Source organism: Sphingobium sp. FW305-3-2-15-F-TSA7 (assembly GCF_058787155.1).
Map to the genome: position 1 here is coordinate 136,637 of NZ_JBYSZM010000008.1, position 25,215 is coordinate 161,851.

The 25,215-nt window shown below is 65.4% G+C and carries 25 protein-coding genes and 1 tRNA gene; 14 read left to right on the forward strand and 12 right to left on the reverse strand.

Going from position 1 to position 25,215, the window contains the following annotated elements; genetic code table 11:
- Window positions 1–130: 130 nt before the first annotated feature.
- The 5 genes from AC3WN8_RS08325 to hslV all read right to left on the reverse strand — a co-directional run bounded on the left by AC3WN8_RS08325 (window position 131) and on the right by hslV (window position 3,698).
- The gene (locus tag AC3WN8_RS08325) at window positions 131–532 is read right to left on the reverse strand and encodes a GFA family protein (RefSeq protein ID WP_492668936.1); all 402 of its coding nucleotides are present in this window, start codon (window positions 530–532) and stop codon (window positions 131–133) included.
- A 10-nt stretch (window positions 533–542) separates the two neighbouring features.
- Window positions 543–1,151, reverse strand: a complete 609-nt coding sequence (locus tag AC3WN8_RS08330) for a hypothetical protein (RefSeq protein ID WP_492668937.1) — start codon at window positions 1,149–1,151, stop codon at window positions 543–545.
- A 49-nt stretch (window positions 1,152–1,200) separates the two neighbouring features.
- The gene (locus AC3WN8_RS08335) at window positions 1,201–1,596 is read right to left on the reverse strand and encodes a nuclear transport factor 2 family protein (RefSeq protein WP_492668938.1); all 396 of its coding nucleotides are present in this window, start codon (window positions 1,594–1,596) and stop codon (window positions 1,201–1,203) included.
- A gap of 172 nt (window positions 1,597–1,768) precedes the next feature.
- Window positions 1,769–3,070, reverse strand: coding sequence for an ATP-dependent protease ATPase subunit HslU (gene hslU, locus AC3WN8_RS08340; RefSeq protein WP_492668939.1), 1,302 nt, complete (start codon window positions 3,068–3,070; stop codon window positions 1,769–1,771).
- A gap of 76 nt (window positions 3,071–3,146) precedes the next feature.
- Complete coding sequence (gene hslV / locus AC3WN8_RS08345) at window positions 3,147–3,698, reverse strand: ATP-dependent protease subunit HslV (RefSeq protein ID WP_492668940.1); 552 nt, start codon at window positions 3,696–3,698, stop codon at window positions 3,147–3,149.
- A 186-nt stretch (window positions 3,699–3,884) separates the two neighbouring features.
- Between hslV and AC3WN8_RS08350 the strand changes: the two genes are divergently transcribed.
- Window positions 3,885–4,301, forward strand: coding sequence for a response regulator (locus tag AC3WN8_RS08350; RefSeq protein ID WP_492668941.1), 417 nt, complete (start codon window positions 3,885–3,887; stop codon window positions 4,299–4,301).
- 50 nt (window positions 4,302–4,351) lie between these two features.
- Here AC3WN8_RS08350 and AC3WN8_RS08355 read toward each other — a convergent pair whose 3' ends face one another.
- Both AC3WN8_RS08355 and AC3WN8_RS08360 read right to left on the reverse strand, forming a co-directional pair.
- The gene (locus AC3WN8_RS08355) at window positions 4,352–6,238 is read right to left on the reverse strand and encodes an ABC-F family ATP-binding cassette domain-containing protein (RefSeq protein ID WP_492668942.1); all 1,887 of its coding nucleotides are present in this window, start codon (window positions 6,236–6,238) and stop codon (window positions 4,352–4,354) included.
- A 100-nt stretch (window positions 6,239–6,338) separates the two neighbouring features.
- Window positions 6,339–6,415, reverse strand: a tRNA-Pro gene (locus AC3WN8_RS08360).
- A 161-nt stretch (window positions 6,416–6,576) separates the two neighbouring features.
- On the opposite strand from AC3WN8_RS08360, the gene yajC reads away from it, so the two are divergent.
- From yajC to AC3WN8_RS08380, 4 genes are all read left to right on the forward strand, one after another.
- Window positions 6,577–6,921, forward strand: a complete 345-nt coding sequence (yajC, locus tag AC3WN8_RS08365) for a preprotein translocase subunit YajC (RefSeq protein WP_492668943.1) — start codon at window positions 6,577–6,579, stop codon at window positions 6,919–6,921.
- 7 nt (window positions 6,922–6,928) lie between these two features.
- Window positions 6,929–8,518 (forward strand): protein translocase subunit SecD, encoded by a 1,590-nt coding sequence (gene secD / locus AC3WN8_RS08370; protein ID WP_492668944.1) that lies wholly within the window; start codon window positions 6,929–6,931, stop codon window positions 8,516–8,518.
- Between the two features lie 91 nt (window positions 8,519–8,609).
- Entirely contained in the window at window positions 8,610–9,587 is a 978-nt protein-coding gene (gene secF / locus AC3WN8_RS08375; protein ID WP_492668945.1) for a protein translocase subunit SecF, read from the forward strand.
- A complete protein-coding gene (locus AC3WN8_RS08380; RefSeq protein WP_492668946.1) occupies window positions 9,584–9,961 on the forward strand; it encodes an Mth938-like domain-containing protein in 378 nt (125 codons plus the stop codon). The genes secF and AC3WN8_RS08380 overlap by 4 nt, the downstream gene beginning before the upstream one ends.
- 12 nt (window positions 9,962–9,973) lie before the next feature.
- Here AC3WN8_RS08380 and AC3WN8_RS08385 read toward each other — a convergent pair whose 3' ends face one another.
- Both AC3WN8_RS08385 and AC3WN8_RS08390 read right to left on the reverse strand, forming a co-directional pair.
- Window positions 9,974–11,143, reverse strand: a complete 1,170-nt coding sequence (locus AC3WN8_RS08385) for a glycosyltransferase (protein WP_492668947.1) — start codon at window positions 11,141–11,143, stop codon at window positions 9,974–9,976.
- A gap of 35 nt (window positions 11,144–11,178) precedes the next feature.
- Window positions 11,179–12,015: a class I mannose-6-phosphate isomerase gene (locus tag AC3WN8_RS08390; protein WP_492668948.1), complete on the reverse strand. Its 837-nt coding sequence runs from the start codon at window positions 12,013–12,015 to the stop codon at window positions 11,179–11,181.
- Between the two features lie 154 nt (window positions 12,016–12,169).
- Between AC3WN8_RS08390 and AC3WN8_RS08395 the strand changes: the two genes are divergently transcribed.
- The 6 genes from AC3WN8_RS08395 (at window position 12,170) to AC3WN8_RS08420 (ending at window position 19,235) form a co-directional block, all read left to right on the forward strand.
- Window positions 12,170–12,952, forward strand: a complete 783-nt coding sequence (locus AC3WN8_RS08395) for an outer membrane protein assembly factor BamD (protein WP_492668949.1) — start codon at window positions 12,170–12,172, stop codon at window positions 12,950–12,952.
- An 82-nt stretch (window positions 12,953–13,034) separates the two neighbouring features.
- Window positions 13,035–14,699, forward strand: coding sequence for a DNA repair protein RecN (gene recN / locus AC3WN8_RS08400; RefSeq protein ID WP_492668950.1), 1,665 nt, complete (start codon window positions 13,035–13,037; stop codon window positions 14,697–14,699).
- The gene (gene ligA, locus AC3WN8_RS08405) at window positions 14,696–16,804 is read left to right on the forward strand and encodes an NAD-dependent DNA ligase LigA (RefSeq protein WP_492668951.1); all 2,109 of its coding nucleotides are present in this window, start codon (window positions 14,696–14,698) and stop codon (window positions 16,802–16,804) included. The genes recN and ligA overlap by 4 nt, the downstream gene beginning before the upstream one ends.
- Before the next feature lie 183 nt (window positions 16,805–16,987).
- Complete coding sequence (locus AC3WN8_RS08410) at window positions 16,988–17,614, forward strand: PilZ domain-containing protein (protein WP_492668952.1); 627 nt, start codon at window positions 16,988–16,990, stop codon at window positions 17,612–17,614.
- Window positions 17,615–17,680: 66 nt separating this feature from the next.
- Entirely contained in the window at window positions 17,681–18,058 is a 378-nt protein-coding gene (locus AC3WN8_RS08415) for a hypothetical protein (RefSeq protein WP_492668953.1), read from the forward strand.
- 1 nt (window position 18,059) lies between these two features.
- Entirely contained in the window at window positions 18,060–19,235 is a 1,176-nt protein-coding gene (locus AC3WN8_RS08420) for a low temperature requirement protein A (RefSeq protein WP_492668954.1), read from the forward strand.
- Window positions 19,236–19,401: 166 nt separating this feature from the next.
- On the opposite strand, the gene AC3WN8_RS08425 is transcribed toward AC3WN8_RS08420, so the two are convergent.
- The 3 genes from AC3WN8_RS08425 to AC3WN8_RS08435 all read right to left on the reverse strand — a co-directional run bounded on the left by AC3WN8_RS08425 (window position 19,402) and on the right by AC3WN8_RS08435 (window position 22,496).
- Window positions 19,402–20,316: a 50S ribosomal protein L11 methyltransferase gene (locus tag AC3WN8_RS08425; RefSeq protein WP_492668955.1), complete on the reverse strand. Its 915-nt coding sequence runs from the start codon at window positions 20,314–20,316 to the stop codon at window positions 19,402–19,404.
- The gene (locus AC3WN8_RS08430; RefSeq protein ID WP_492668956.1) at window positions 20,306–20,995 is read right to left on the reverse strand and encodes an SDR family NAD(P)-dependent oxidoreductase; all 690 of its coding nucleotides are present in this window, start codon (window positions 20,993–20,995) and stop codon (window positions 20,306–20,308) included. Before AC3WN8_RS08430 ends, AC3WN8_RS08425 begins: the two co-directional genes overlap by 11 nt.
- 154 nt (window positions 20,996–21,149) lie before the next feature.
- On the reverse strand, window positions 21,150–22,496 hold the full coding sequence (locus AC3WN8_RS08435; RefSeq protein ID WP_492668957.1) for a methyl-accepting chemotaxis protein: 1,347 nt from the start codon (window positions 22,494–22,496) through the stop codon (window positions 21,150–21,152).
- Window positions 22,497–22,641: 145 nt separating this feature from the next.
- On the opposite strand from AC3WN8_RS08435, the gene sdhC reads away from it, so the two are divergent.
- The 3 genes from sdhC to sdhA are packed head-to-tail and all read left to right on the forward strand — an operon-like array spanning window position 22,642 to window position 25,213.
- Window positions 22,642–23,037: a succinate dehydrogenase, cytochrome b556 subunit gene (gene sdhC, locus AC3WN8_RS08440; protein ID WP_492668958.1), complete on the forward strand. Its 396-nt coding sequence runs from the start codon at window positions 22,642–22,644 to the stop codon at window positions 23,035–23,037.
- A complete protein-coding gene (gene sdhD / locus AC3WN8_RS08445) occupies window positions 23,037–23,426 on the forward strand; it encodes a succinate dehydrogenase, hydrophobic membrane anchor protein (RefSeq protein ID WP_492668959.1) in 390 nt (129 codons plus the stop codon). Before sdhC ends, sdhD begins: the two co-directional genes overlap by 1 nt.
- On the forward strand, window positions 23,426–25,213 hold the full coding sequence (sdhA, locus tag AC3WN8_RS08450; protein ID WP_492668960.1) for a succinate dehydrogenase flavoprotein subunit: 1,788 nt from the start codon (window positions 23,426–23,428) through the stop codon (window positions 25,211–25,213). Before sdhD ends, sdhA begins: the two co-directional genes overlap by 1 nt.
- Window positions 25,214–25,215: the final 2 nt, after the last annotated feature.

A 25,215-nucleotide genomic window follows, 5' to 3' on the forward strand; every position in this document is an offset into this window, starting at 1 on the left:
AATATGATCCGTTCGGACTGAGCTTGTCGAAGTCCTGTTCTTCCTGGCAGCCAAGCCGAAGGAAAGGACAAGGGCTTCGACAAGCTCAGCCCGAACGGTCTTTCATCTCATATGGGAAGATGCGCTCCGGCTATTGCGCCGGATAGCGCTCGAACACCGGCAGCGTATGCACATCCGCCATCCAGCCGATACGGTCTGCGACCTGGATCTGCGCCTGTGCCGGGATGGCGTCGGGATCGTCATAGGTCGCGCTCTGCACGTCGACGATATCCGGCAATATCTCGGCGTTGCGATAGAATAGCCCGGTGCCGCAATCGCCGCAGAAGAAGCGGCGACCATTCTCCGACGAGGCATATTCGCGCGGGCTCCCCTGGATCATGGTGAGCGCGCTTTCCGGATACATGGTCCAACCGACCATCGGCGCGCCCGATGCACGGCGGCAATCGGTGCAATGGCACAGGGCATGGTGCATGGGGGCGCCGTTCAGCTCGTAACGGACGGCTCCGCAATGGCATCCACCGCTATTGGTCATGTCGCTCTCCTCATCCAGCCGACGCCATCGTCCTGGCCCGTCGCTTCTTTACCCATGCCAGCATGCGCAAGCCAAGCGCCGCGACGGCGAGCGGCGCGAAGATCAGCCCCGTCGCCATCCGCTCGGGATCGGCGAGCCGCCCGGCATAGCTGAAGAAGAAGATGAACCAGATATACTGGATGCCGAAACCGTGCAGCCGCTTCCACGCCGCGCCCAGCGCGCGCTGGCTCGCATCGTTCGAGGTCAGCGCCATTGCCAGCATCAGCGCATAGGCGAAGCCGCCGCCGATCAGGGTGAATAATGGCCGCTCTTCGCCGGTCAGCGTCAGGGCGTGGACGAGCGCCACGAAATGTATGGAATGCGCCAGCGCGAAACCCAAACCCCATTGACGCCGCCGCTGGCGGATTCGCCGCGTCAGTGCCGATGGGAACAGCGTGTCGAGTGCAGCGGCCGAATAGGCGACCAGAAAGATCAGGAAGCTCGCCCGCGCCGTCCAGCGCGCGGCGAGCCGCGATTGTTCGACAAAGTCGCCGCCAGACAAGGCGGCAGCCGCGATCGCCGTCGCCGAAGCGGCAAAGGCGATCAGGATCGGCGTTGCGCGATGCGAACGAACCGACATGATTGGTTCCTCCCCCGGGGCTTGTTGTCAGCCCCGGGAAGGCGAGGCGTCAAGCCGAGACCTGATCGATCCAGTCCTGGAGGTTGTAATGATTGGTGACGCGGGTGATGCGGTTGCCGCCGATCTCGAAGAATGCGCCGACACGCAGATGATAATGCTGGCCGCGCGCCGCGGGCAGGTCGCTGTCGGTCTTGAGATATTTGCCCTCGAGGAAGAATTCGGCCGATGCGCGATTGCCGGCGGGCGAATAGAGGATGACCGGATCGATCACGCGTTCCTTGTAGCATCGGTTCATATGCTCGAGGAATTCGCGGAAGGTGCCGATCCCTTCGCGCGGGCTGCCCTGGCAGGGCTCATGGACGACATGCTCGTCGAGCAGCGACAGCATCGCTTCCACATCGCCATGGTTGAACGCGGCATAGTAGGATTCGATAATTCCGGTCATCGATCGCTCCTCCGTTGCGGCCGCGCTACGCGCCGCGGTTATAGAAAACCGTCATTCCGGCGAAAGCCGGAATCTCTCTTCCTGTCCACCACCACAAGAAGAAGTGAGATCCCGGCTTTCGCCGGGATGACGATAAAATGGGTCTCCGACAGCCAGCCGAAAAGGCTTGCTTCTACAATACGTATTTCGACAGATCGGTGTTGCGTGCGATGGCGGCAAGCTGCTGATCGACATAGGCCGCATCGACCTTGAGCTTCGTCTCCTTGCGATCCTCGGCTTCGAAGCTCACATCCTCGAGCAATTTCTCCATCACCGTCTGCAGCCGGCGGGCGCCGATATTCTCGATCTGGCCGTTCACTTCGGCCGCGATCCGGGCGACTGCCTTGATGCCGTCCTCGGTGAATTCGATCTCGACGCCCTCGGTCGCGATCAGCGCCTTGTACTGCTCGGGCAGCGAGGCCTTGGTGTCCGACAGGATGCGGACGAAATCCTCCTCGGTCAGCGCCTGCAGTTCGACGCGGATCGGCAGGCGGCCCTGCAGTTCGGGCAGCAGGTCGCTGGGCTTGGCGACATGGAATGCGCCGCTGGCGATGAACAGGATATGGTCGGTCTTCATCGGGCCGTATTTGGTCGCGACCGTCGTACCCTCGATCAGCGGCAGCAGGTCGCGCTGCACGCCTTCGCGGCTGACCGATCCGCCGCGCACGTCGGAGACCGCGATCTTGTCGATCTCGTCGAGGAAGACGATGCCATTGGCCTCGGCATCGGCCAATGCGGTGCGGCTGACCTCATCCTGGTCCAGCCGCTTGTCGGCCTCTTCCTCGACCAGCTTGGTCCAGGCGGAGCGGACATTGATCTTGCGGCGCTTGAGCTGCTGGCCGCCGAACGCCTTGCCCATCATGTCGGACAGGTTGATCATGCCGATCTGGCCGCCTTGGCCGGGCATTTCGAAGGGCATGGACGGCGCTGCCTCCAGCTCAATCTCGATCTCGGTATTGTCGAGATGGCCGTCATGGAAACGCTGGCGGAATGCGGAGCGCGTCGCCTCGCTGGCATCCTTGCCGGTCAGCGCGTCGAGCAGCCGGCTCATCGCGGCTTCCTCGGCCTTGTCTTTCACCGCGTTGCGGCGGCGCTCCTTTTCCAGCCGGATCGCTTCCTCGACCAGGTCGCGGGCGATCTGCTCGACATCGCGGCCGACATAGCCGACCTCGGTGAACTTGGTCGCTTCCACCTTGACGAAGGGCGCGTCGGCCAGCTTCGCCAGGCGGCGGCTGATCTCGGTCTTGCCGCAGCCGGTGGGCCCGATCATCAGGATGTTCTTGGGCGTCACCTCGTCGCGCAGCTCGGGGCCGAGCTGCTGGCGGCGCCAGCGGTTGCGCATCGCGACCGCGACCGCGCGCTTGGCCTCTTTCTGGCCGATGATGTGCGCGTCGAGCGCGGCGACAATGGCTTTGGGGGTAAGGTCGTCGTTCATGTCATCTTCCATTGGCCCCGCGTGAAGCCGCGGGGCGCATAGACTGGGTCGATTGTCGATCGGATGGGTGGCCGGATCAGGCGGCCGAATCCATCGACTCGATGGTGAGCTGGTCGTTGGTGTAGACGCACAGGTCGGCCGCGATGCCCATCGCCTTGCGGCAGATGGTTTCGGCGTCGCCCTCATATTCCACCAGCGCGCGGGCGGCGGCGAGCGCGTAATTGCCGCCCGATCCGATCGCGGCGATGCCGGCCAGCGGCTCGAGCACATCGCCATTGCCGGTCAGGATCAGCGTGGTCTCCTTGTCGGCGACGATCATCATCGCTTCCAGGTTGCGCAGATATTTGTCGGTCCGCCAGTCCTTGGCGAGCTCGACTGCGGCGCGCATCAGCTGGCCGTTGGCGCGCTCCAGCTTTGCCTCCAGCCGCTCGAACAGCGTGAAGGCGTCGGCGGTCGCGCCGGCGAAACCGCCGATCACGCTGCCGTCGCCCAGCCGGCGGACCTTGCGGGCATTGGGTTTCATCACGGTCTGGCCCATCGAGACCTGACCGTCACCGGCGATCACGACCTTGCCGTTCTTGCGCACCGACAGGATCGTGGTGCCGTGCCATTTGGGCATTTCGCTCATTCAAATATGTTCCTGCGTTCCCCGCTTGATCGATGGCCGCGATATGGGTTGGCATCCGCATCACCGCAAGCATCGGCTCCGTTCATCGAAAAGCTGGCGCATGCCGGGGTGATTCGGCTATTCTGGCAATTCCGGGCGCAGGGGAGGCGACCGGCTGGCATCGACCCCGAACGAGGGAGGTGACGTATGGCGAGCGCATTTGGCGAAACGGGCATTCCACCCGGCTACAGGATATTGCTGGTGGAGGATGATCCGCTGCTGGCCCGGGTCGCGTCCGACCAGCTCGAATCGATCGGCTGCACGGTGGCGCATATCGCGCCCGATGCGGAGGCCGCGATCGCCTGGGTCGAGGGTGGCGGCAAGATCGACCTGCTCTTTGCCGATATCGTGATGCCCGGCATGAACGGCGTCGCGCTGGCGATCCATCTGAGCGGTCGTCATCCCGATATCCGCGTGCTGCTGACCACCGGCTATGGCGCCGCCCTGGTCGACGAGCAGAGCCGGCATTATCGGGTGATCGGCAAGCCCTGGCGCAGCGACGAGATCGCCGCCGAGATCTGCAGCATCGCGGCGCAGCCGGCCCGGCCTGTGCTGAACGCCTGATCCTCACTGTCGCTCCAGCTTTTGCTGGAGCGACAGTGAGGGGGACGCGACTAAGCCGCTTCCTGGCTTTCCAGCGCCTCGCTCGCTTCCAGCCAGCGCGCCTCGACGTCTTCCAGTTCCTGCTCGATCTTGCCGCGGAGCTGCATCAGCTCGCTCATCGTGCGCTTAGCATCCTGCGGAGTGGCCGACGCGGGATCGAACATCGCCCGATCGATCTCCGACCGTCTTGTGGTCAGGCGCTTGATCTCCGTCTCGGCCGTCTTCACCGCGTCGCGAATCGCCTTGTTGCGTTCGCGAGCTTCCGCGGCCGCCTTGCGCGCATCCTTGGCAGAGGTCTTCGGCGCCGAACCTTTGTCCTGGCTGGACGCCGACGGCCCCTTGCCGAGGATAAGATCGGTATAGTCGTCGAGCGAGCCCGAATATTCCCGGGCGGTGCCGCCATCGACCAGCACCAGCCGGTCGGCGGTCAGTTCCAGCATGTGCCGGTCATGGCTGACCAGCACCACCGCGCCCGAATATTCGTTGAGCGCCTGGACCAGCGCCTCGCGCGAATCGACGTCGAGGTGGTTGGTCGGCTCGTCGAGGATCAGCATATGCGGCGCATCGCGGGTGATCAGCGCCAGCGCCAGCCGGGCGCGCTCGCCGCCCGACAATTTGCCGACCAATGTCGTCGCCTTGTCGCCGGAAAAGCCGAAACGGCCCAATTGCGCGCGCACCGCGCCGGGTGTGGCGCCCTTCATCAGCCGGGTCATATGCTCGATCGGCGTGTCGCGCGCGTCGAGCTCCTCGACCTGATACTGGGTGAAATAACCGACGCGCATCTTGCCCGACGCCGTGATCTCGCCCGCCATCGGCGCCAGCTGCGCCGCCAGCAGCCGTGCCAGCGTGGTCTTGCCGTTGCCGTTGCGGCCGAGCAGGGCGATGCGGTCGGTCGGATCGAGGCGCAGGTTGAGCCGCTCCAGGATCGGCTTGCCCTCGGTATAGCCGACGCTCGCGAGGTCGAGCGTCACCAGCGGCGGGCGCAGCTCGTCGGGGCTCGGGAAATCGAAGCTCAGCGAGGGATCTTCGGCCATCGACGCGATCGGTGCCATCCTGGCCAGCGCCTTGGCGCGCGACTGCGCCTGTTTCGCGGTACTCGCCCGCGCACTGTTGCGCGCGATATAATCCTGCAGCTTGGCGCGCTGCGCGGCCTGGGCGGCGCGGGCCGATTCGAGCTGGGCCATCCGTTCGGCGCGCTGCTTCTCGAACGCGTCGTAGCCGCCGGGGTATAATGTCGTCCGGCCGCCTTCGAGGTGGAGGATATGATCGACGACATTGTTGAGCAGGTCGCGCTCATGGCTGATCACCACCATCGTTGCGCGATAGGATTTGAGGAAATTCTCGAGCCAGAGCGTGGCTTCGAGGTCCAGGTGGTTGCTGGGCTCGTCGAGCAGCAGCAGGTCGGGTTCGGAGAACAGCAGCGCCGCCAGCGCGACGCGCATCCGCCAGCCGCCGGAAAAGCTGTCGAGCGGCTGATGCTGGGCGGCCTCGTCGAAGCCCAGCCCGACCAGGATGCGCGCGGCGCGCGCCGGGGCGGCATGCGCGTCGATCGCGATCAGCCGCTCATGGATTTCGCCGATGCGGTGCGGATCGTGCGCGGTTTCGGACTCGGCCATCAGCGCCGCGCGTTCGATATCCGCGGCGAGGACGGTTTCGAACGGCGTCGCGCTGCCCCCCGGGGCTTCCTGCGCGATATAGCCGATGCGGCTGCCGCGCGGCATCTCGACCGATCCCGAATCGGGTTCGCCCGTGCCGGCGATGATCTTCATCAGCGTCGATTTGCCGGCGCCGTTGCGGCCGATCAGCCCGACGCGGCTGCGCGGCGGCAGAGACGCGGTGGCGCCGTCGAGGATGAGGCGCCCGCCAAGGCGCACGATGATACCGGAAATTGAAAGCATGGCGGCCCGATAGCAGGGAGGATGCGGGCCGTCATCCCGCGTTCGCGGCGATTCCCGCCGATCGCGAAAATCGCATGATGGTTTCTCGCGAGGAGAATCTTGGTCGGGACGAGAGGATTCGAACCTCCGACCCCCACACCCCCAGTGTGATGCGCTACCAGGCTGCGCTACGTCCCGACCGAAGGCGGGCGCTTTACGGGGAAGTCCCCCGTCTGGCAAGTGTCCGTCGGGCCGTCTGCGCAACAAGCAAAAGTTGCCCGCCGTGTCCGGGCATGTTAGGCGCCCGCCTTTCATGGAGGATGCAGCACGCGTCCTCGTCCTCGTCTCGGGTGACATTGATGATCTTCACTCCCGCTTACGCCCAGGCCGCTGGCGCAGCATCCTCAAGCGGCGGCATGTCCGCCTTTTTTGTTCAGGTTGCGCCGCTGATCCTGATTTTCGTGATCTTCTGGTTCCTCATGATCCGCCCGCAGCAAAAGCGGATGAAGGAGCATGCAGCCCGGATCAACGCGGTGCAGAAGAACGATCAGGTCGTGACCGGCGGTGGCCTGGTCGGCAAGGTGACTAAGGTCGACGACACCCATGTCGAGGTCGAGATCGCGACCGGCGTCAAGGTGAAGGTCATCAAGTCCACGCTGAGCGACGTGATGCCGATCGGCGGCGCGCGGCCGGCCAACGACTGAGCTGACGATGCTTGATTTCCCGCGCTGGAAGGTCTGGCTGGTCTGGCTGACCATCATCATCAGCTGCGCCTATTCGATCCCGAGCTTCTTCCCCAAGGCCCAGGTCGCGACCTGGCCGAGCTTTGCTCAGGTGCGCTTCAACCTGGGTCTCGATCTCGCCGGCGGCAGCCATCTGATGTTCGAGGCGGACACCAGCGACGTCGCCAAGCAGCGGCTCGAGACCATGGAAGATATCGTCCGCACCGAGACGCGCCGGGCCAGCCCGCGCATCGAGATCGGCGACATCTCGTCGCAGGGCGGACAGCTGTCCTTCATGGTCCGCGATCCGAGCCGTGTCGACGCGGCGGTCGAGCTGATGCGTGCGCAGACCCAGGGCGCCGGCATGACCGGCCAGCGCGACTGGGACGTGAACGTGGTCGATGCGACACGCATCGTGCTGAAACCCACCCAGGCGGGAATCGCCAAGTCGCTCGACGACGCGATGGCCACGGCGCGCGAAGTCGTGTCGCGGCGCATCGATCCCGACGGCACCAAGGAAGTGTCGGTCGTCCGCCAGGGTGCCAACCGCCTGGTCGTCCAGGTGCCCGGCGTCGAAGATCCCGAATCGCTCAAGGAACTGGTCGGCAAGACCGCAAAGCTCGATTTCAAGCTGGTCGATCTCAACGCCAATCCCAACGAGGTCGCGCAGGGCCGTGCGCCGGTGGGCAGCCAGGTGCTGCCTCGGGTCGAAGGCGGCTTCATCGCGGTCAAGCGCCAGGTGATGGTGAGCGGCGATCAGCTGATCGACGCCAACCAGACCTATGACCAGCAGACCAACGAGCCGGTCGTCTCGATCCGTTTCGACAGCCAGGGCGCCAGGCGCTTTGCGCGCGTGACGCAGGAGAATACCGGCAAGCCCTTCGCCATGATCCTCGATGACAGGGTGCTTTCGGCACCCAATATCAACGAGCCGATCCTGGGCGGTCAGGCGCAGATTTCGGGCAATTTCACGGTCGAGAGCGCCAATGAGCTCGCGGTCCAGCTCCGTTCGGGCAAGCTGCCCGTGGCGCTGAAGGTGATCGAGGAACGGACCGTCAGCCCCGAGCTTGGCGCCGATTCGATCCAGAAGGGCGCGATCGCGGGCATCGTCGCGACGCTGGCGGTGATCCTGTTCATGATCATCACCTATGTCCGGTTCGGCGTCTATACGACGGCGGCGCTGGTGGTGAACGCCTTCATGATCCTCGGCGTCATGGCGATCTTCAATGCGACGCTGACCTTGCCGGGAATCGCCGGTTTCGTGCTGACGATCGGTGCGGCGGTCGACGCCAACGTGCTGATCAACGAACGTATCCGCGAGGAACAGCGACGAGGACGGCATACGCTGCAGGCGGTCGAGTTCGGCTACAAGGAAGCCAGCCGCGCGATTTTCGACGCCAACATCACCAACGTCATCTCGGCGGCGATCATGTTTGCCTTCGGCCAGGGGCCGATCCGCGGCTTCGCGGTGGTGCTCACCATCGGCATCATCACGTCGGTGTTCACCGGCGTCACCTTCACGCGCCTGCTGGTCGCGCAATATCTGAAGCGCAACCGGCCGAAGGAGCTCGCGATCTGATGGATTGCCAGCTGCACCGCTTCTTCCGGAAAACTCCGTGTTCCTGGCGTCCCGCTTTCGCGGGGATGGCACAGGGAAAAGGCATCGACCCATGCGTCCGCTAAAGCTCGTTCCCGACAACACCAACATCCCGTTCCTGAAATACCGGAACGTCGCGATGGCATTCTCGATGCTGCTGATCATCGGATCGCTGGCGCTGGTCGCCATACGCGGGTTCAATCTGGGCATCGATTTCGTCGGTGGCCAGATGGTGCGCGTCACCTTCGATCAGCCGGTGAATATCGAGAAATTGCGCGGAACCGTGGAATCGCTCGGTCAGGGCGAGGCGTCGATCCAGCAGTTCGGGCCCAAGGAAGTCGCGATCCGCACGCCCTTGCCCGATGGCGACGAAACCGCGGCGAACCGTGCGGCCGAAGAGATCCGCGCGACGGTGCAAAAGGCGTATCCGGGCGCGCATCTCGGCGGCACCGAAAGCGTGTCGGGCAAGGTCAGCCAGGAATTGTTCCGCACCGGCGCCTGGGCACTCGGCCTCGCAATGCTTGCGATCGCGCTCTACATCTGGTTCCGCTTCGAATGGCAGTTCGGCGTCGGCGCGCTGTTCGCGCTGTTCCACGATGTCGCGCTGACCCTGGGCTTCTTCGCGCTGACCCAGCTCGAATTCGACCTCGACGTGGTCGCGGCGATCCTGACGATCATCGGCTATTCGCTCAACGACACCATCGTCGTCTATGACCGCATCCGCGAGAATATGCGGAAATACCGCAAGATGGACATGATGGGCCTGCTCGACCTCTCGGTGAACGAGACGCTGTCGCGTACCCTGGTCACCTCGCTGTCGCTGATCATCGCGCTGTCGATTCTGCTCCTGCTCGGCCCCGACGTGATCTTCGGCTTCACCGCATCGATGCTGCTCGGCATCGGCATCGGCACCTTCTCGTCGGTCTATGTCTCGGCGGCGATCCTGTTGTGGCTCAAATTGAAGCCCGACAGCTTCGTTCCCAAGGAAGCCGCGGCGAATGCCGCCGAGCGTGTCCGTTCGACCGACGCGAACGACGGCGCGGTTCCGTGAGTATCCAGGTCCGGCCCGATGCGGCCGGGCCGGGGCCGCGCATCTCCGGCTTCGCCGATGGTGGCTTCCGCATCGACGGCCGCGTGATGGCGGCCGCGCTGCTGACGCCGCAGCATGCCGAGGCGTGGGACGCACCGTCGCTCGACGCACTTGATGTCGGGGCGCTGGCGGTCTTGCTCGATGCGAAGCCCGAATTCATCCTGATCGGCACGGGTGCCGTCATGGCCCGCCCGCCGCGCGCGCTGGTCGACGCGATCGAGGCGCAGGGGATCGGCGTGGAGGCGATGGACAGCCGCGCCGCGGCGCGCGCCTGGGGCATATTGCGCGGTGAGGATCGCTGGATCGCTGCCGCTTTGCTGCCGCTGAACGGATAGCCGCGCTGCGCGTCAGGCTGGGCGTGCGATCGCCGACAGATGTTCGAACAATGACTGGCTATTGGCGTCCCAGGTAAAGCGTTCGGCGGCCGCCCGGACGATCGGTGTCGGCGGCGGATCGGCCAGCAGCGCCGCGATCGCGCCCGCGATCGCACCCGATGTCCTCGCGACGATCCTGCCGGTCTCCGCATTCTCCACCACCTCGCGCGCGCCGCCCGTGTCGGTGATCACGATCGGCGTGCCGCAGGCGAGCGCCTCGACCCAGGCATTGGCAAGCCCTTCGGATGCGGATGGCATCGCCATCACGTCGGCGGCGGCCAGGATATGCGCAATCTCCTCATGCGGCAGATTGCCGGTGAAGCGGACGCGTTCGGCCATTCCGCGCGCGCGCGCCTGGACTTCGAGCGCCGCCCGGTCGGGGCCATGACCGACCAGCATCAGCGTGGCGTCGGGGAACCCCGCCAGCGCGTCGATCAGGATCGACTGGCCCTTGCGCGGGATCAGCGCGCCGATGCTGGCGACGAGCGGTCCGGAGACGCCGAGCCGCGCCTTCAGTCCGGCGCGGTCGCCGGGCGCGAAACGATCCAGGTCGACGCCGGTATGATGGACGCGGATCCGCGCTTCATCCATGCCGAGCGCCGCCATGTCGCGCTTCATCGCGGCGCTGACCGCAAGCAGCCCGGCGGCATTGGTGCCGGCTATGCGCACCGCATCGGCGGTTGCCGGCTGATGACCCCAATAATGGATGTCGGCGCCGCGCGCCTTGATCGAATAGGGCAGGCCAAGCGCCTGTGCCACGCGCATCGCCGCGGGGCCGTCGGGAAAGAAGAATTGGGCATCGACCACATCGAACGGCCGTTCGGCATGCAGCCGGCGCGCGATCGGCAGGATCGCACGTGCCATCAGCGCGCCGCTGGCTCGGCCATTGGCGCCGGGAATCACCGGAAAGCGCGGGCGGTGGACGCTCAGCCCCTTCCAGCCTTCATGTCGCGGCAGGCGGGCAAGGGGGCGATAGCGTGCGTGACGGGAGAGCGGCCATGGCGGAATGCCGATCGGTGCGATCACGTCGAGCGAAACGTCATCGCGTGCGGCAAGGCCCAATGTCTGCCGCTCGACGAACACGCCGAACACGGGCCTGCTCTCGTCGGGAAAGAGCGAGGCGATGGTGAGGACGCGCAGCATCGTTCGAGCATAGTCCTGCGAGGGTTAAATTCCTCTCAGCGCAGGATATCGACCCGTTTTGGCAGCGGATAGGCGAACAATATGTCGCTGCCCTCCGTCGCGTCGAGCGGCGTCTCGCCCTCGACAATCCAGCATTCGCCGGCCTGCCAGCATTGATCCCCGATGCTGCCCGCGCCCGCGAGCGGCGCGAACCATCCCGGCACTCCCTGCGGAAGCGTGATCAGGCCCTGCACGTCGCGCCAGCGTTCGAGCACGAATTTTGGCCCTTCGGCCAGGATGATTCGCCCCGGCGCTTCCGTTTCGGGCGTGAAATTGGGAATGAAGGGAACCGCGTCGGACACGGCGACGCCCGCGTCGAGATGGAGTTCGCGCGGGCGGCCATAATCGTAGAGCCGATAGGTCAGGTCGACATTCTGCTGGACCTCGACCAGCGTGATTCCCGCGCCGATCGCATGGACGGTACCGGCGGGCGAATAATAGACGTCGCCGGGCTTCACCGGTTTCCAGTCGACCAGCGTCTCGATGCTGCCGTCGAGCGCCGCGGCGCGGAGCGCGTCATGGTCGATCGGCGCGCGGGTGCCGATGGCGATCGTCGAATCGGGCTCGGCGTCCAGGATCACCCAGGCCTCGTCCTTGCCGCGCTTATGGCCCGACGCCCGCGCCGCAGCGTCGTCGGGATGGACCTGGATCGACAGCTTCTCGGCGGTGAAGATATATTTGACGAGCAGTTCCGGCGTGGCGCCACTCTCGTCCTGGAACCAGATCTCGCCCACCGGCGCGCCATTGGCGGGCGGATCGGAAAAGCCCGGCCATAGCGAATGACGCCCCCAGGGTTTCTCGACGCGACGGGTGGTCAGCCGCTTGGCGGTCATCAGTTTCTATCCTCGTCCGGGGTTCCGGGCCCAAGCTTGTCAATCTGGCTCAATGCTGCGGTGCACGCAACGGTTCCACGCGGGCTTTGGCCATGCGCCCGATCGCATGGCAAACCGCTTGGCGAAGCCGGACGGCTCGGCTAGAACCCGCGCCATGCGTAGCCTTTCCCTGAAGCCGCTTGCCCTTGCCGCGGCCGCCGTCTCCGTCCTCGTGCTGGCCGGTTGCGCCAACAAGAACGCTCAGACGCGTGCGGACACCAACTATGTCGCACGCGACGTCAACACGCTCTACAATGCGGGCAAGGACCGGCTCGATCGTGGCCAGTACAAGCTGGCGGCGGCGTTGTTCGACGAAGTCGAGCGGCAGCATCCCTATTCGCCCTGGGCGCGCCGCGCGCAGCTGATGAGCGCGTTCTGCTATTATGCGGCGAAGGATTATACCGAATCGATCCAGTCGGCGCAGCGCTTTCTGGCGATCCATCCGGGCAACAAGGATGCGCCCTACGCCTATTATCTGATCGCGATCGACTATTACGAGCAGATCACCGACGTGACGCGCGACCAGAAGATCACGCAGCAGGCGCTGGCATCGCTTGGTGAACTCACCCGCCGCTATCCCAATACGCGCTATGCCTCCGATGCCCGGCTCAAGATCGATCTGGTCAACGACCATCTTGCCGGCAAGGAGATGGAGATCGGCCGTTTCTACCAGCGCCGCTCGCAATGGCTGGCCGCGGCATCGCGTTTCCGGACGGTGATCGACCAGTATCAGACGACGACGCACACGCCCGAGGCGCTGATGCGGCTCACCGAATCCTATCTTGCGATCGGCATGCGCGAGGAAGCGAAGAAATCGGCGGCCGTGCTCGCGGCGAATTATCGCGGCACGAAATGGTACAGCCGCTCCTTCGAGCTGATGCAGAAGAACCCCGTCTGAACGCGCAATCGGTTTTCTCGCTGCGGGGATTGCACGCGGCGGGGGAATGACGCGGCTCGAAAGATCGCCTAATCATCCCGCGATGCTGACCGTCTTGTCCATCCGCGATGTCGTGCTGATCGAGGCGCTCGACCTTGAGTTCGGGCGGGGGCTCGGTGTGCTGACCGGCGAAACTGGCGCCGGCAAGTCGATCCTGCTCGATTCGCTCGGTCTGGCGCTCGGCGCGCGCGCCGAAAGCGGACTGGTGCGCCAGGGCCAGGGGCAGGCGGTGGTCAGCGCAAGCTTCGAGATCGACGATCCGGCACATCCGGCGCGCGTGATGCTGGCGGAGAATGGGCTCGAAGCGGCACCCGGTGAGCCGGTGGTCGTCCGCCGCGTGGTGAAGGCGGATGGCGGCAGTCGCGCTTTCGTCAATGACCAGCCGGTATCCGCCGGATTGCTGCGCGAACTCGGCAGCATGTTCGTTGAGATCCACGGCCAGCATGACGATCGCGGCTTGCTCAATCCGCGTGGTCACCGCGCGTTGCTCGATAGTTTCGCGCGTGCGGATGTCCGTGCGGTCGCCGCCGCGCATGGCGCATGGCGCGCCGCCGAACAGGCATTGGCGCGGGCGCGGGCGGATATCGAGACCGCGGCGCAGGATCGCGAATGGCTCGAACATGCGATCGACGAATTGTCGCGTTTCGCGCCCGAGGATGGTGAAGAGGATATGCTCGCCACCGAGCGCGCCGACATGCAGAAGGGGGCGCGCCTGTCGGAGGATATGGTCGCGGTGATGGACGCGTTCGACGGGTCGGACGGCGGCCTTGCGCAGCTTCGTCAGGCGGCGCGTCGGCTCGACCGGATGGCGGGTGAGCATGCGCTGCTCGCCGAGGCATTGGCCGCGCTCGATCGCGCGATGATCGAGGCTTCCGATGCCGAGGATCGGCTGCGGCAGGCGGCAGAAGCGCTGCGCCATGACCCCGAGCGGCTGGAACTGATCGAGACGCGGCTGTTCGAACTGCGCGGGCTGGCGCGCAAGCACCGTGTCGCGCCCGATGCGCTGGGCGCATTGCTGCGCGAGCTTCAGGATCGGCACGCGCGAATCGCGGCCGGTGCCGAGGGGCTTGCGGAGCTCGAGGCCGAGTGCGCGGAAAAGGCCGCGATCTACGCCCGCGCCGCCGAGGCGCTGAGTATGGTGCGCAAGGCGGCGGCGGCGCGGCTCGACGCGGCCGTCGCGACCGAACTTGCGCCGCTGAAGCTCGATTCCGCACGGTTCCGCACCGTCGTCGAGACCCTGCCGGAGGGGCAATGGGGCGCGGAAGGGCGCGACCGGATCGAATTCGAGATTTCGACCAATCCCGGCGCGCCCTTCGCGCCATTGGTCAAGATCGCCAGCGGCGGCGAATTGTCGCGCTTCATCCTGGCGCTCAAGGTCGCGCTTGCCGAAGAGGGCGGAGCCGCCACGATGATCTTCGACGAGATCGATCGCGGTGTCGGCGGCGCGGTGGCGTCGGCGATCGGCGAGCGTCTGGCGCGGCTGGCGGGCAAGGCGCAGCTCCTGGTCGTGACCCACAGCCCGCAGGTCGCGGCGCGGGGCGCCGCACATCTGCTGATCGCCAAGAGCCATGACGGCATCGTCACGCGCACCGGCGTGACGGCGCTCGACGAAGCGGAGCGCCGCGAGGAGATCGCGCGCATGCTGTCGGGCGCGAATATCACCGATGAGGCCCGCGCGCAGGCGGGCAAGCTGCTGGAGGCTGCGTGACCGAAGAAGACGCCACTGCCGAACTCGAACGGCTCGCGGCCGAAATCGCGCGGCACAACCGGCTCTACCATACCGACGACGCGCCCGAACTGTCGGATGCGGACTATGACGCGCTTGTGCGGCGCAATACCGCGCTGGAGGCCGAGTTCCCGCATCTCGTCCGCAGCGATTCGCCCAGCCGGGCGGTCGGCGCGGCGCCGGCGGGGCATCTCGCCAAGGTGGCGCATGCGCGGGCGATGCTCAGTCTCGACAATGCCTTTGCCGATGACGAGGTGATCGAGTTCGTGATCCGTGCGCGGCGCTTCCTGGCGCTTGGTGCGGATGATCGCGTGGCCCTGACCGCCGAGCCCAAGATCGACGGGCTTTCATGTTCGCTGCGTTATGAAAAGGGCATGCTCGTCCTCGCGGCGACGCGCGGCGACGGAACGACGGGCGAGGACGTGACCGCCAATGTGCGGACGATCGGCGATATCCCGCAACGGCTGACGGGCGATGTGCCCGAAATATTCGAGGTGCGCGGTGAGGTCTATATGGCCAAGGCCGATTTTGCGGCGCTCAATGCGCGCCTCCTGGCCGAGGCCGACGACCCCGACAAGGCACGGCAATTCGCCAATCCGCGCAACGCCGCCGCCGGGTCGCTGCGCCAGAAGGATCCGGCGATCACCGCGTCGCGCCCGCTGCGCTTCCTCGCGCATGGCTGGGGCGAGGCCTCGGCCGTGCCGGCCGACACGCAATATGGCGTGATGCAGGCGATCGCAGGCTGGGGGCTGCCGGTCAGCGACATGCTGGTCCGCGCCGATGTGGTCGAAGCCGCGCTCGCCCAATATCGCCGGATCGAGCAGATGCGTGCCGATCTGCCGTTCGACATCGATGGCGTGGTCTACAAGGTCGATCGGCTGGACTGGCAGCAGCGACTGGGCTTCGTCGCCAAGGCACCGCGCTGGGCGATCGCGCACAAATTTCCCGCCGAGCGCGCGCAGACCGTTCTCAATGCCATCGACATCCAGGTCGGCCGCACGGGCAAGCTCACGCCGGTCGCGCGGCTGGAGCCGGTGACCGTGGGCGGCGTGGTGGTGACCAATGCGACGCTCCATAATGCCGACGAGATCGGTCGACTGAATGTCTGGCCGGGCGATCGCGTCGTCGTGCAGCGCGCCGGCGACGTCATTCCGCAGATCGCGGAGAATCTCGCGCGCGACGAGGCGCGTGGGACATGGCCATTCCCCCTCACCTGTCCGGAATGCGGCTCCGCGGCGGAACGTGAGCCGGGCGAGGTCGATTATCGCTGCACCGGCGGACTGATCTGCCCCGCGCAGCGCGTCGAGCGATTGCGCCATTTCGTGTCGCGCCATGCGCTCGATATCGAGGGGCTGGGGCTGACGCAGATCGTGCAGTTCTTCCGTGACGGGTTGATCGCCAGCCCCGCCGACATCTTCAAGCTTGGTGAGGAGCAATTGCTCGCGCGCAAGAAGAAGGGCGATGTCTGGGCAGCGAATCTGCTCTCGGCGATCGATGCGCGCCGCAATCCGCCGCTCGACCGTTTCCTGTTCGCGCTGGGCATTCGTCACGTCGGCGAAGTGACGGCGCGCGATCTGGCGCGGCGCTATCGCAGCTGGTCCGAATTCCGCGCATTGATCGATCGCGCGCTCGCCAGGCGCGGCGAACTCGTCCAGGCGGTCGGGGAAACCGACGAGAAATTCCTGGCGCGTGAGGCGAAGGAACTCGCGGCGATCATCGAGACTCCCGGCGTCGGGCCGGAGGTCGCACTGGCACTGGTCGATTTCTTTGCGGAGCCGCACAATGTCGACGCTGTCGACGATCTGCTCGGCCAGCTTTCCCCCTCCGACGTGATCCATGAGACCAAGGCGTCGGAAGTCAGCGGCAAGACCGTCGTGTTCACCGGTACGCTCGAATCGATGAGTCGCGATGAAGCGAAGGCACAGGCGGAATCACTCGGTGCCAAGGTTTCGGGGTCAGTTTCATCCAAAACGGATATAATCGTCGCAGGTCCGGGCGCGGGATCCAAGCTTAAGAAAGCGGCGGAACTTGGGATTTCCGTCATAGACGAGGCTGCATGGGCCCGGATCGTTGCCGAAGCTCAATAATCTGGCACGGTTAGACAAAATGTTTACGAACCGGGCGATCTTTAGAGAGTTTTAACTCTTGATCGTCATTTTCCGATGCTGTGGGGGGATGGAAATGGTGCGTTTCCGTCCAAAGCATTTTCGAGCAAAAGGCTGGACACCCCCATGGCCCAAGGCAATGTAATCACAGGTAAGATTCCGCGCGTGGATGACGATGCGCCGATTCCGGGCGCGTTCATTCCGCAACCCGATCGGCGTCACGATCAGCGCCTGATCACGATCCTCAGGGTCGGCAAGATGATCTGCGCGCGAAACCAGGAACTCTGCCTGATCCGCAATATCTCCGAAGGCGGATTGATGGCGCATGTCTATTCACCGCATGAGGTGGGCGATCGCGTCGTCATCGAACTCAAATCCGACCATTGTGTCGCCGGCACGATCCGCTGGGTTCAGGGCGACAATGTCGGCATCGTCTTCGACGAGCGCGTCGACGTGTCCGAGGTTCTCCGCAATCGCGGCGTCGGGGATGGGCGCAAGCCGCGGGCGCCGCGACTGGAAGTGCGCGGCTATGCGCGGCTGCGCATCGGTTCGGAGACGTGGCGGGTCGAAGTGAGCGACCTGTCCCAGGGCGGTGCCAAGGTGAAGGTCGCGGATTATCTGCCCGTCGACGAAGATGCGGTGGTCACCATAGATGGGTTGCGTCCCGTCAAGGCCGTGATCCGCTGGCAGGAGGGCGATTATGTCGGCCTCGAATTCCTGCCGATCATTCCGCTCGAGGAACTGGTCCAGTGGCTCGGCTTGCGGCGCGAGCGCGAGGAACGCGAGGGCTGAATTCCGCACCTTGCCATGGCGCATCCCGGACGGAATAGTCGGGATGTGGCAGGCAGGAGGGCGGCAATGGATCGGACAGGGCTGACGGGGCATGATGCCCTTTTCGTGATGACGCGCGTGCTGATCGCCAGCGTCTTTGTCGGGCTCGGCTTAGAACGGATCATGATGATATTGGGTGGGGCCGCACCTGCGGCGATCGGCCCCCTGGGCTTTTCCGCTTTCGAGGCGGCGGCAGGGCTTGCGATCATGATCGGGTGGCGGGTTGCGATCGTGGCGCCCGTGATGGCGGCGTTCCTGCTCGTCGACGCACTGCTCTCCCACCCGTTCTGGGCGGTGTCGGCCGCGGATTTCCACGGGCAGTGGCTGCATTTCCTCAAGAATATCAGCGCGATCGGCGGGCTGCTTCTGCTCGCGCTCGTGTCGCGATCGCGAGCGGCCGTCTAACATGGCGGAGCCAGCGACGCACGGGCTGCTGCGCCCCCGCACCGACGCGCATGCCGATGCCAGGGTCGGCTATGTCGAACTGTTCTTCGATCTCGTCTTCGTCTTTGCGATCACCCAGCTCAGCCACGGGCTGCTTGCGCATCTGACGCCGGTTGGCGCGGTCCAGACCGGCATGCTGCTGCTCGCGATCTGGTGGGTATGGATCTACACCGCCTGGGTCACCAACTGGCTCGATGTCGAGCGCATGGCGGTGCGCCTGCTGCTGTTCGTGCTGATGGGGCTCGGGCTGCTGATGTCGCTCTCGATCCCCCAGGCATTCGACGCGCGCGGCGGCGTGTTCGTGGCGGCATTCCTTGCGATCCAGATCGGGCGTCCGCTGTTCATGCTCGGCGCGCTCAGAGGGCACAGCCCTGACAATCACCGCAATTTCCAGCGTATCCTGATCTGGGCCGTCGCTTCGGCACCGCTCTGGATCGCCGGTGCGCTGGCGGACGGCCCTGCGCGCATCGGCTGGTGGATCGCGGCGCTGGCGCTCGATTACACCGGCCCGTTTGTCGGCTTCATCGTGCCCGGGCTGGGGAAGACGTCGACGGGCACATGGAATGTCGAGGGGCATCATCTGGCCGAGCGCTGCGGCCTGTTCGTCATCATCGCGCTGGGCGAATCGGTGCTGATCACCGGCGCCACCTTCGCGGACGTGCCGTGGAACGCCGCCGAGATCGCCGGCTTCGTCAGTGCCTTTCTCGGTACGATCGCGATGTGGTGGATCTATTTCAACATCGGCGCCGCCCGCGGCAGCGACAGGATCGCGCATCACGACGATCCCGGCCGGATGGCGCGGCTGGCCTATACCTATCTCCATATCCCCATCGTCGCGGGCATCATCGTGACCGCGGCCGCCGACGAACTGGTGCTGGCGCATCCGGTCGGCCATGCCGATCCGATGACGGTTGCCGCGATCCTTGGCGGGCCTGCACTCTATCTGGTCGGCAACATGGCGTTCAAGCGCACCACCGCCGTGCATCTGCCACTATCCCATATCGTCGGGGTGGTGCTGATCACGGCGCTGGCGCTCGCCGCCGCGCATCTGCAGCCGGTGATGCTGTCGCTCGCCACCACCGCGATCCTGCTGCTGGTCGCGGTGTGGGAAACGCTGTCCTTCAGGCAGTCGGGTTAATTTCTTGCGCCCATACCGTTTGTCCCGAGCCCTTCGACTGCCTGCCAAGGCAGGCGCTCAGGACAGGCTTCTCCGCTGTGCGGAGAAGTCGAGGGACGTTGGGGACCGCGCTGCGTGTCTCGACTTCGCTCGACACGAACGGGTTTTGGTGACGTGTGTACCCCCCTTATCGCCCGCGGCGCTTGACCAGGCGGAGTGTCGGCCAGTCGCCGCGATCGATGCGGCCGGCAAGCCGCAGGCCGTGGCGGCGATAGGCGCTTGCGACGCGCGCGGCCTGGCTGTCGAGCAGCCCGGCAAGGATCAGCGTACCGCCTTCGTCTAGGGCATTGGCGATCGGCGGCGCCATCTCGATCAGCGGGCCGGCCAGGATATTGGCGATGATCAGGTCATAGGGCGCGCGATGGCGGAGCAGCCGATGCGCCATGCCGGGCGCCACCGCGAGCGCCAGCCGTCCTTCGCGGCTGCCAAGCGAAATGCCGTTGATCCCTGCATTTTCGCGGGTGACGTCGATCGCGATCGGATCGATGTCCGATGCCGTCGCATAGGCGCGCGGCCAGAGATGCATCGCGGCAAAGGCGAGCAGGCCGGTGCCGGTGCCGAGATCGAGCATGTCGCGGAACACGCTGCCGCGGCGCTTGAGCGCATCGAGCATCAACAGGCAGCCCGTCGTCGTCTCGTGCTGGCCGGTGCCGAAGGCAAGGCCGGCCTCGATCAGGAACGGCCGCGTGCCCGGCGGAACCAGCCCCGAATGGGCCGAGGTATGGACGAAGAAACGGCCGGCATGGACGGGCTCGAGGCCGGCCTGGCTCATCGTCAGCCAGTCCTGCGCGGCGAGCTTCTCGATCTTCGGTTTCTTGCGTCCGGCGCTCGGCACGAGTCCGCGGATGAGCGCGATCGCGGCGGCGTCGGGCTCGGCGTCGAAATAGGCGTCGAGCCGCCAGGCGTCGGGATTGTCGGGTTCCGCTTCGCTGGTCATCAGCACCGGTGGTGAAGCAAGCATCGCCAGCGGCGCGATATCTTCATTCAGCGCCTGCGCCTCGGCCAGCGTGCAGGGCAAGGTGAGTTTCCAGCTATCGGACATAGCTTGCTCCGTTCACGTCGAGCACCGCGCCCGTCATCGAGGGGGGCGCGGCGAATGCGCAGAATGCGGTGACTTCGGCCACTTCCTCGGGATCGGCGACCTTGCCGAGCGGAATGTCGGCGAGCAATGCGCTGCCGTCGCGGCTGGCCAGATAGTCCTCCGCCATGCCGGTCATGGTGAAGCCCGGGCAGACGGCGAAAGCGTAGATGCCTTCGTTCGCATAACCGCGCGCGATCGTCTTCGTCATCGCGACCATGCCCGCCTTGGAGGCGGCATAATGCCAATGCGCCGGGCTGTCGCCGCGATGGGCGGCGCGGCTGGCGATATTGACGATCCGGCCACCCGTACTGCGCTCGCGGAAATGAAGGACGGCGAGACGGCAGAGTTCGGCAGACGCGGTCAGGTTGATCCGCATCGTCCGTTCCCACGCCGCGACCCATTGCTCATGGGTCGAATCGAGCGGTGCCGCTTCGAAGATGCCGGCATTGTTGACGAGGATGTCGATCCGCCCGTCCAGCCGCTCGAGCGCGTCGTGCCACAATCTGGCGGGGGTCGCCGGGTCCGAAAGATCGCCATCGGCGCTGCCGGTGCCGATCAGGCGGACGCCGTCCTGTTCCAGGCGTGTGGCTATCGCGGCACCGATCCCGCGGGTGGCGCCGGTAAGGAGGATATTGGTCATGGCGCCGCTTTAGCGGCGGACACGCGTCGAGCCTAGAGTCGATCCGGTTCGGATTGAACCGGGCCGACTCTAGAGATCCCTTTGTTTGCCGGGATTTCCGAGCCGGCAGGTGATTCCACCTGCCTCGAAATCCCTCAAGCGCTCTCCTCGTCGCTCAGCCGATCCGCGCGACATAGCTCCCGGCCGCCTGCTTCAACGTACCGATCCGTTGCGCCATGGTGCCGAAACCGGTCTCGAGCTGATCGATCTCGGTCGCGACATTCTCGGTGTCCGCGCGAATCGACGCGATCGTGCCCGACATCGAATCGGCGGCAAGCGCGGTTTCGTCGACCGCGGCGGTGATCATCGTGACGGTCTGCGCCTGCAACTCCATCGCGTCGCGGATGCGCTCGGCGGAGGATTGCACTTCGCTCACCGTCTGGCGGATCGAGACGCTGGTCTGGACGGTCGTGCGTGTCGCGGTCTGGATCGCATCGATCTTGCCCGCAATTTCGTCGGTCGCGCGCGCCGTCTGGTTGGCGAGCGACTTCACTTCCTGCGCCACCACCGCAAAGCCGCGCCCGGCATCGCCGGCACGGGCCGCCTCGATCGTGGCGTTCAACGCCAGCAAATTGGTCTGGCCGGCGATCTCGCGGATCAGGCCCAGGATCGATTCGATCGATTCGGCGTGCGACGAGAGCATTTGGGAAACACCAACCGCCTCGCCCGCCTGGCTCGACGCCCGCGTGGCGATCTCGGCGGCAACCTCGACTTCGGCGCGTGCATCCTCGATCGCACGGATCAGCCCGGCCGCAGTCTGCGCGGCTTCGCGCATCGCCAGCGCCGACTGTTCGGCGGCGGCGGCGACCTCGGATGCCTTGCTCAACATGCCGCGCGCAGAGGCGGACGCGCCATGCGCCTGGCTGCGCAGCGACTGGCCGAGCTCGGACGCGACCTCGACTTCGCTCGCGATCCGTTCGTTGAAGGTGCCCGCGCGTTCGACGCGCTCGGTGCGCGCCTGTTGCGCGTTCCGCGATCGGATGAAATCGGCCATGATCTCGGCCTCGATCACGCCGATGCGCTGGATCGCTTCGGCGCCGCGGCGATAACGGTCGGGCTCGTGGCCCACTGCCTCCCACAGGGCTTCGTTGGCCCGATTGCCGGCGTGGCACAGCGCGCCGAGCAGGCTGTAGAGCGGCACGCCCGCGGCACGGATATAGGCGGCATGGCCGATGGCGAGATCGGCCCAGGTCTGTCCGGTCGGGTCGGAGAATTTGGTGAGGATATAGTCGCGGCTGGCAGCAACGGCTTCGGCCAGCTTGGCTTCGCCATATTGGTGCCGGATCGGCGCCGTGCCTTTCGAACGCAGGAACTGTTCCCAGAAATCGCGGGCGATGGCCTCGGCCGACGGTCCGATCAGCGCATGGACATCGCGGCAGGCGGGGGCGAGCTGACCGTCCCAATCGAAATCGGCCAGTCGCTCGGCGATGGGAATCGAGATCTGCTGATCGGCCTTGCTCACTATGGCATCCCCGGAAAACTGTGCGCGGGACGGGAATAGCCTGACTTGGTTAACGAGCTGTAAGTTCGGTCGATCAGCTGTCATCGCCGTGTTGCATGAGCGAAAGGTTAGTCCTAACAGCGTCCCGGAATCCAAGGGGGATATGATGACTCGCAATCCCAAACGGCCCCTCTCGCCGCATCTGGGCATCTGGAAATGGGGACCGGCCATGACGGTCTCCATCATACACCGCGTGACGGGCAACGGCCTGGCCGTCGTCGGCGCGATCGGCCTGGTCTGGTGGCTGGCCGCCGCCGCAAGCGGACCGGAGGCCTATGAGACCTTCATGAGCTGGGCGACCTGGTGGCCGGGCTATGTCGTCGCGATCGGCCTGAGCTGGGCCTTTTTCCAGCATCTCTTTTCGGGCCTGCGCCATTTCGTACTCGATACCGGTGCCGGCTATGAGTTGCAGTCGAACAAGATGTGGTCGATCGGCGTCTTCGTCGGTGCGGTCCTCGCCACGATCGGATTGTGGATGATCATTCTCGGGAGGGGCCTCTAATGGGTAGCGGCACCGGAATCGGCCGCGTTCGCGGCCTCGGCTCGGCAAGGCACGGATCGCATCACTGGCTGATCCAGCGCATGACCGCGCTCGGCAATCTCGTCCTCGTCCTGTGGTTCATCTTCTCGCTGATCCGGCTTCCCGGCTTCGATTACGGCGCGATCGTCGCATGGCTGTCCAGCCCGCTTGCGGCGGTGCCGATGATTCTGCTGATCATCTGCGTCTTCTGGCATCTGCGCATCGGCATGCAGGTGATGATCGAGGATTATGTCCATGACGATGCGCTCAGGGTCCTGAGCATCGTTCTTCTCAACTTCTACGCGATCGGCGGCGCCGCGCTCGGCGTCTTCTCCGTTGCCCGCATCGCTTTCGGTGGAGCCCCCGCCTGATGACGCAAGCCTATAAGATCATCGACCATGTGTACGACGCCGTGGTCGTGGGCGCCGGCGGCTCCGGCCTGCGCGCCACCATGGGCATCGCCGAAAAGGGCCTGAAGACCGCCTGCATCACCAAGGTGTTCCCGACCCGGTCGCACACCGTGGCGGCACAGGGCGGCATCGCCGCCAGCCTGGGCAATATGGGTCCGGATCACTGGACCTGGCATATGTACGACACCGTCAAGGGATCCGACTGGCTCGGCGACCAGGATGCGATCGAATATATGGTGCGTGAGGCGCCGGCCGCGGTGATCGAGCTCGAACATGCCGGCGTGCCGTTCAGCCGCACCGAAGAGGGCAAGATCTATCAGCGTCCGTTCGGCGGCCACATGCAGAATATGGGCGCCGGCCCGCCGGTCCAGCGCACTTGCGCCGCGGCCGACCGGACCGGTCACGCCATGCTCCACGCGCTCTATCAGCAGAGCCTGAAGTATGACGCGGACTTCTTCATCGAATATTTCGCGCTCGACCTCATCATGGAGGGCGGCGAGTGCAAGGGCGTGATCGCGCTCTGCATGGAGGACGGATCGATCCACCGCTTCCGCAGCCACGCCGTCGTGCTGGCGACGGGCGGCTCGGGCCGCACCTATTTCTCGGCGACCTCGGCGCACACCTGCACCGGCGACGGTGGCGGCATGGTGCTGCGCGCCGGCCTGCCGCTCCAGGACATGGAATTCGTCCAGTTCCACCCGACCGGCATCTACGGCGCGGGCGTGCTGATCACCGAGGGTGCGCGCGGCGAAGGCGGCTATCTCACCAATTCCGAGGGCGAGCGCTTCATGGAGCGCTATGCCCCCTCCGCCAAGGATCTCGCCAGCCGCGACGTGGTCGCGCGCTCGATGGCGATGGAGATGCGCGAAGGCCGCGGCGTCGGCAAGAACAAGGACCATATCTTCCTGCACCTGGATCACATCGATCCCGCGGTGCTGGCGGAACGGCTGCCCGGCATCACCGAGACCGGCAAGATCTTCGCCGGCGTCGACCTGACGCGCCAGCCGCTGCCTGTGACCCCGACAGTCCACTACAATATGGGCGGCATCCCCTGTAACTATCACGGCGAGGTCGTGACGCTGAAGGACGGCAATCCCGACAGCGTCGTCCCCGGCCTGTTCGCGGTGGGCGAAGCGGCGTGCGTTTCGGTCCATGGCGCCAATCGCCTCGGTTCCAACTCGCTGATCGATCTGGTGGTGTTTGGCCGCGCGACCGGCTTCCGCATCGCGGAGCTGATCAAGCCGAACAGCTCGCACGGCAAGATCAATGCCGAGGCGGACGAGAAGGCGCTGGGCCGCCTCGATCGCTATCGCAATGCCGCGGGCGGCACGCCGACGGCGAAGATCCGCCTCGACATGCAGCACACCATGCAGCGGCATTGCGCGGTGTTCCGCGACACCGAATTGCTGCGCGAGGGCCAGGGCCTGATCGACAAGGTCTATGCCAATCTGCAGGATATCGGCGTCACCGATCGCTCGCTGATCTGGAACACCGACCTGGTCGAGACGCTGGAGCTCGACAACATGCTGCCTCAGGCCGTGGTGACGATGCATTCGGCCGCCAACCGCAAGGAAAGCCGCGGCGCGCACATGCACGAGGATCACCCCGATCGCGACGACGCCAACTGGATGAAGCACACGATCAGCTGGTTCGACAAGGGCGCCGTATCGCTCGATTATCGCCCGGTCCACGAATATACGCTGACCGACGAGGCCGAATATATCAAACCCAAGGCGCGGGTTTACTGATC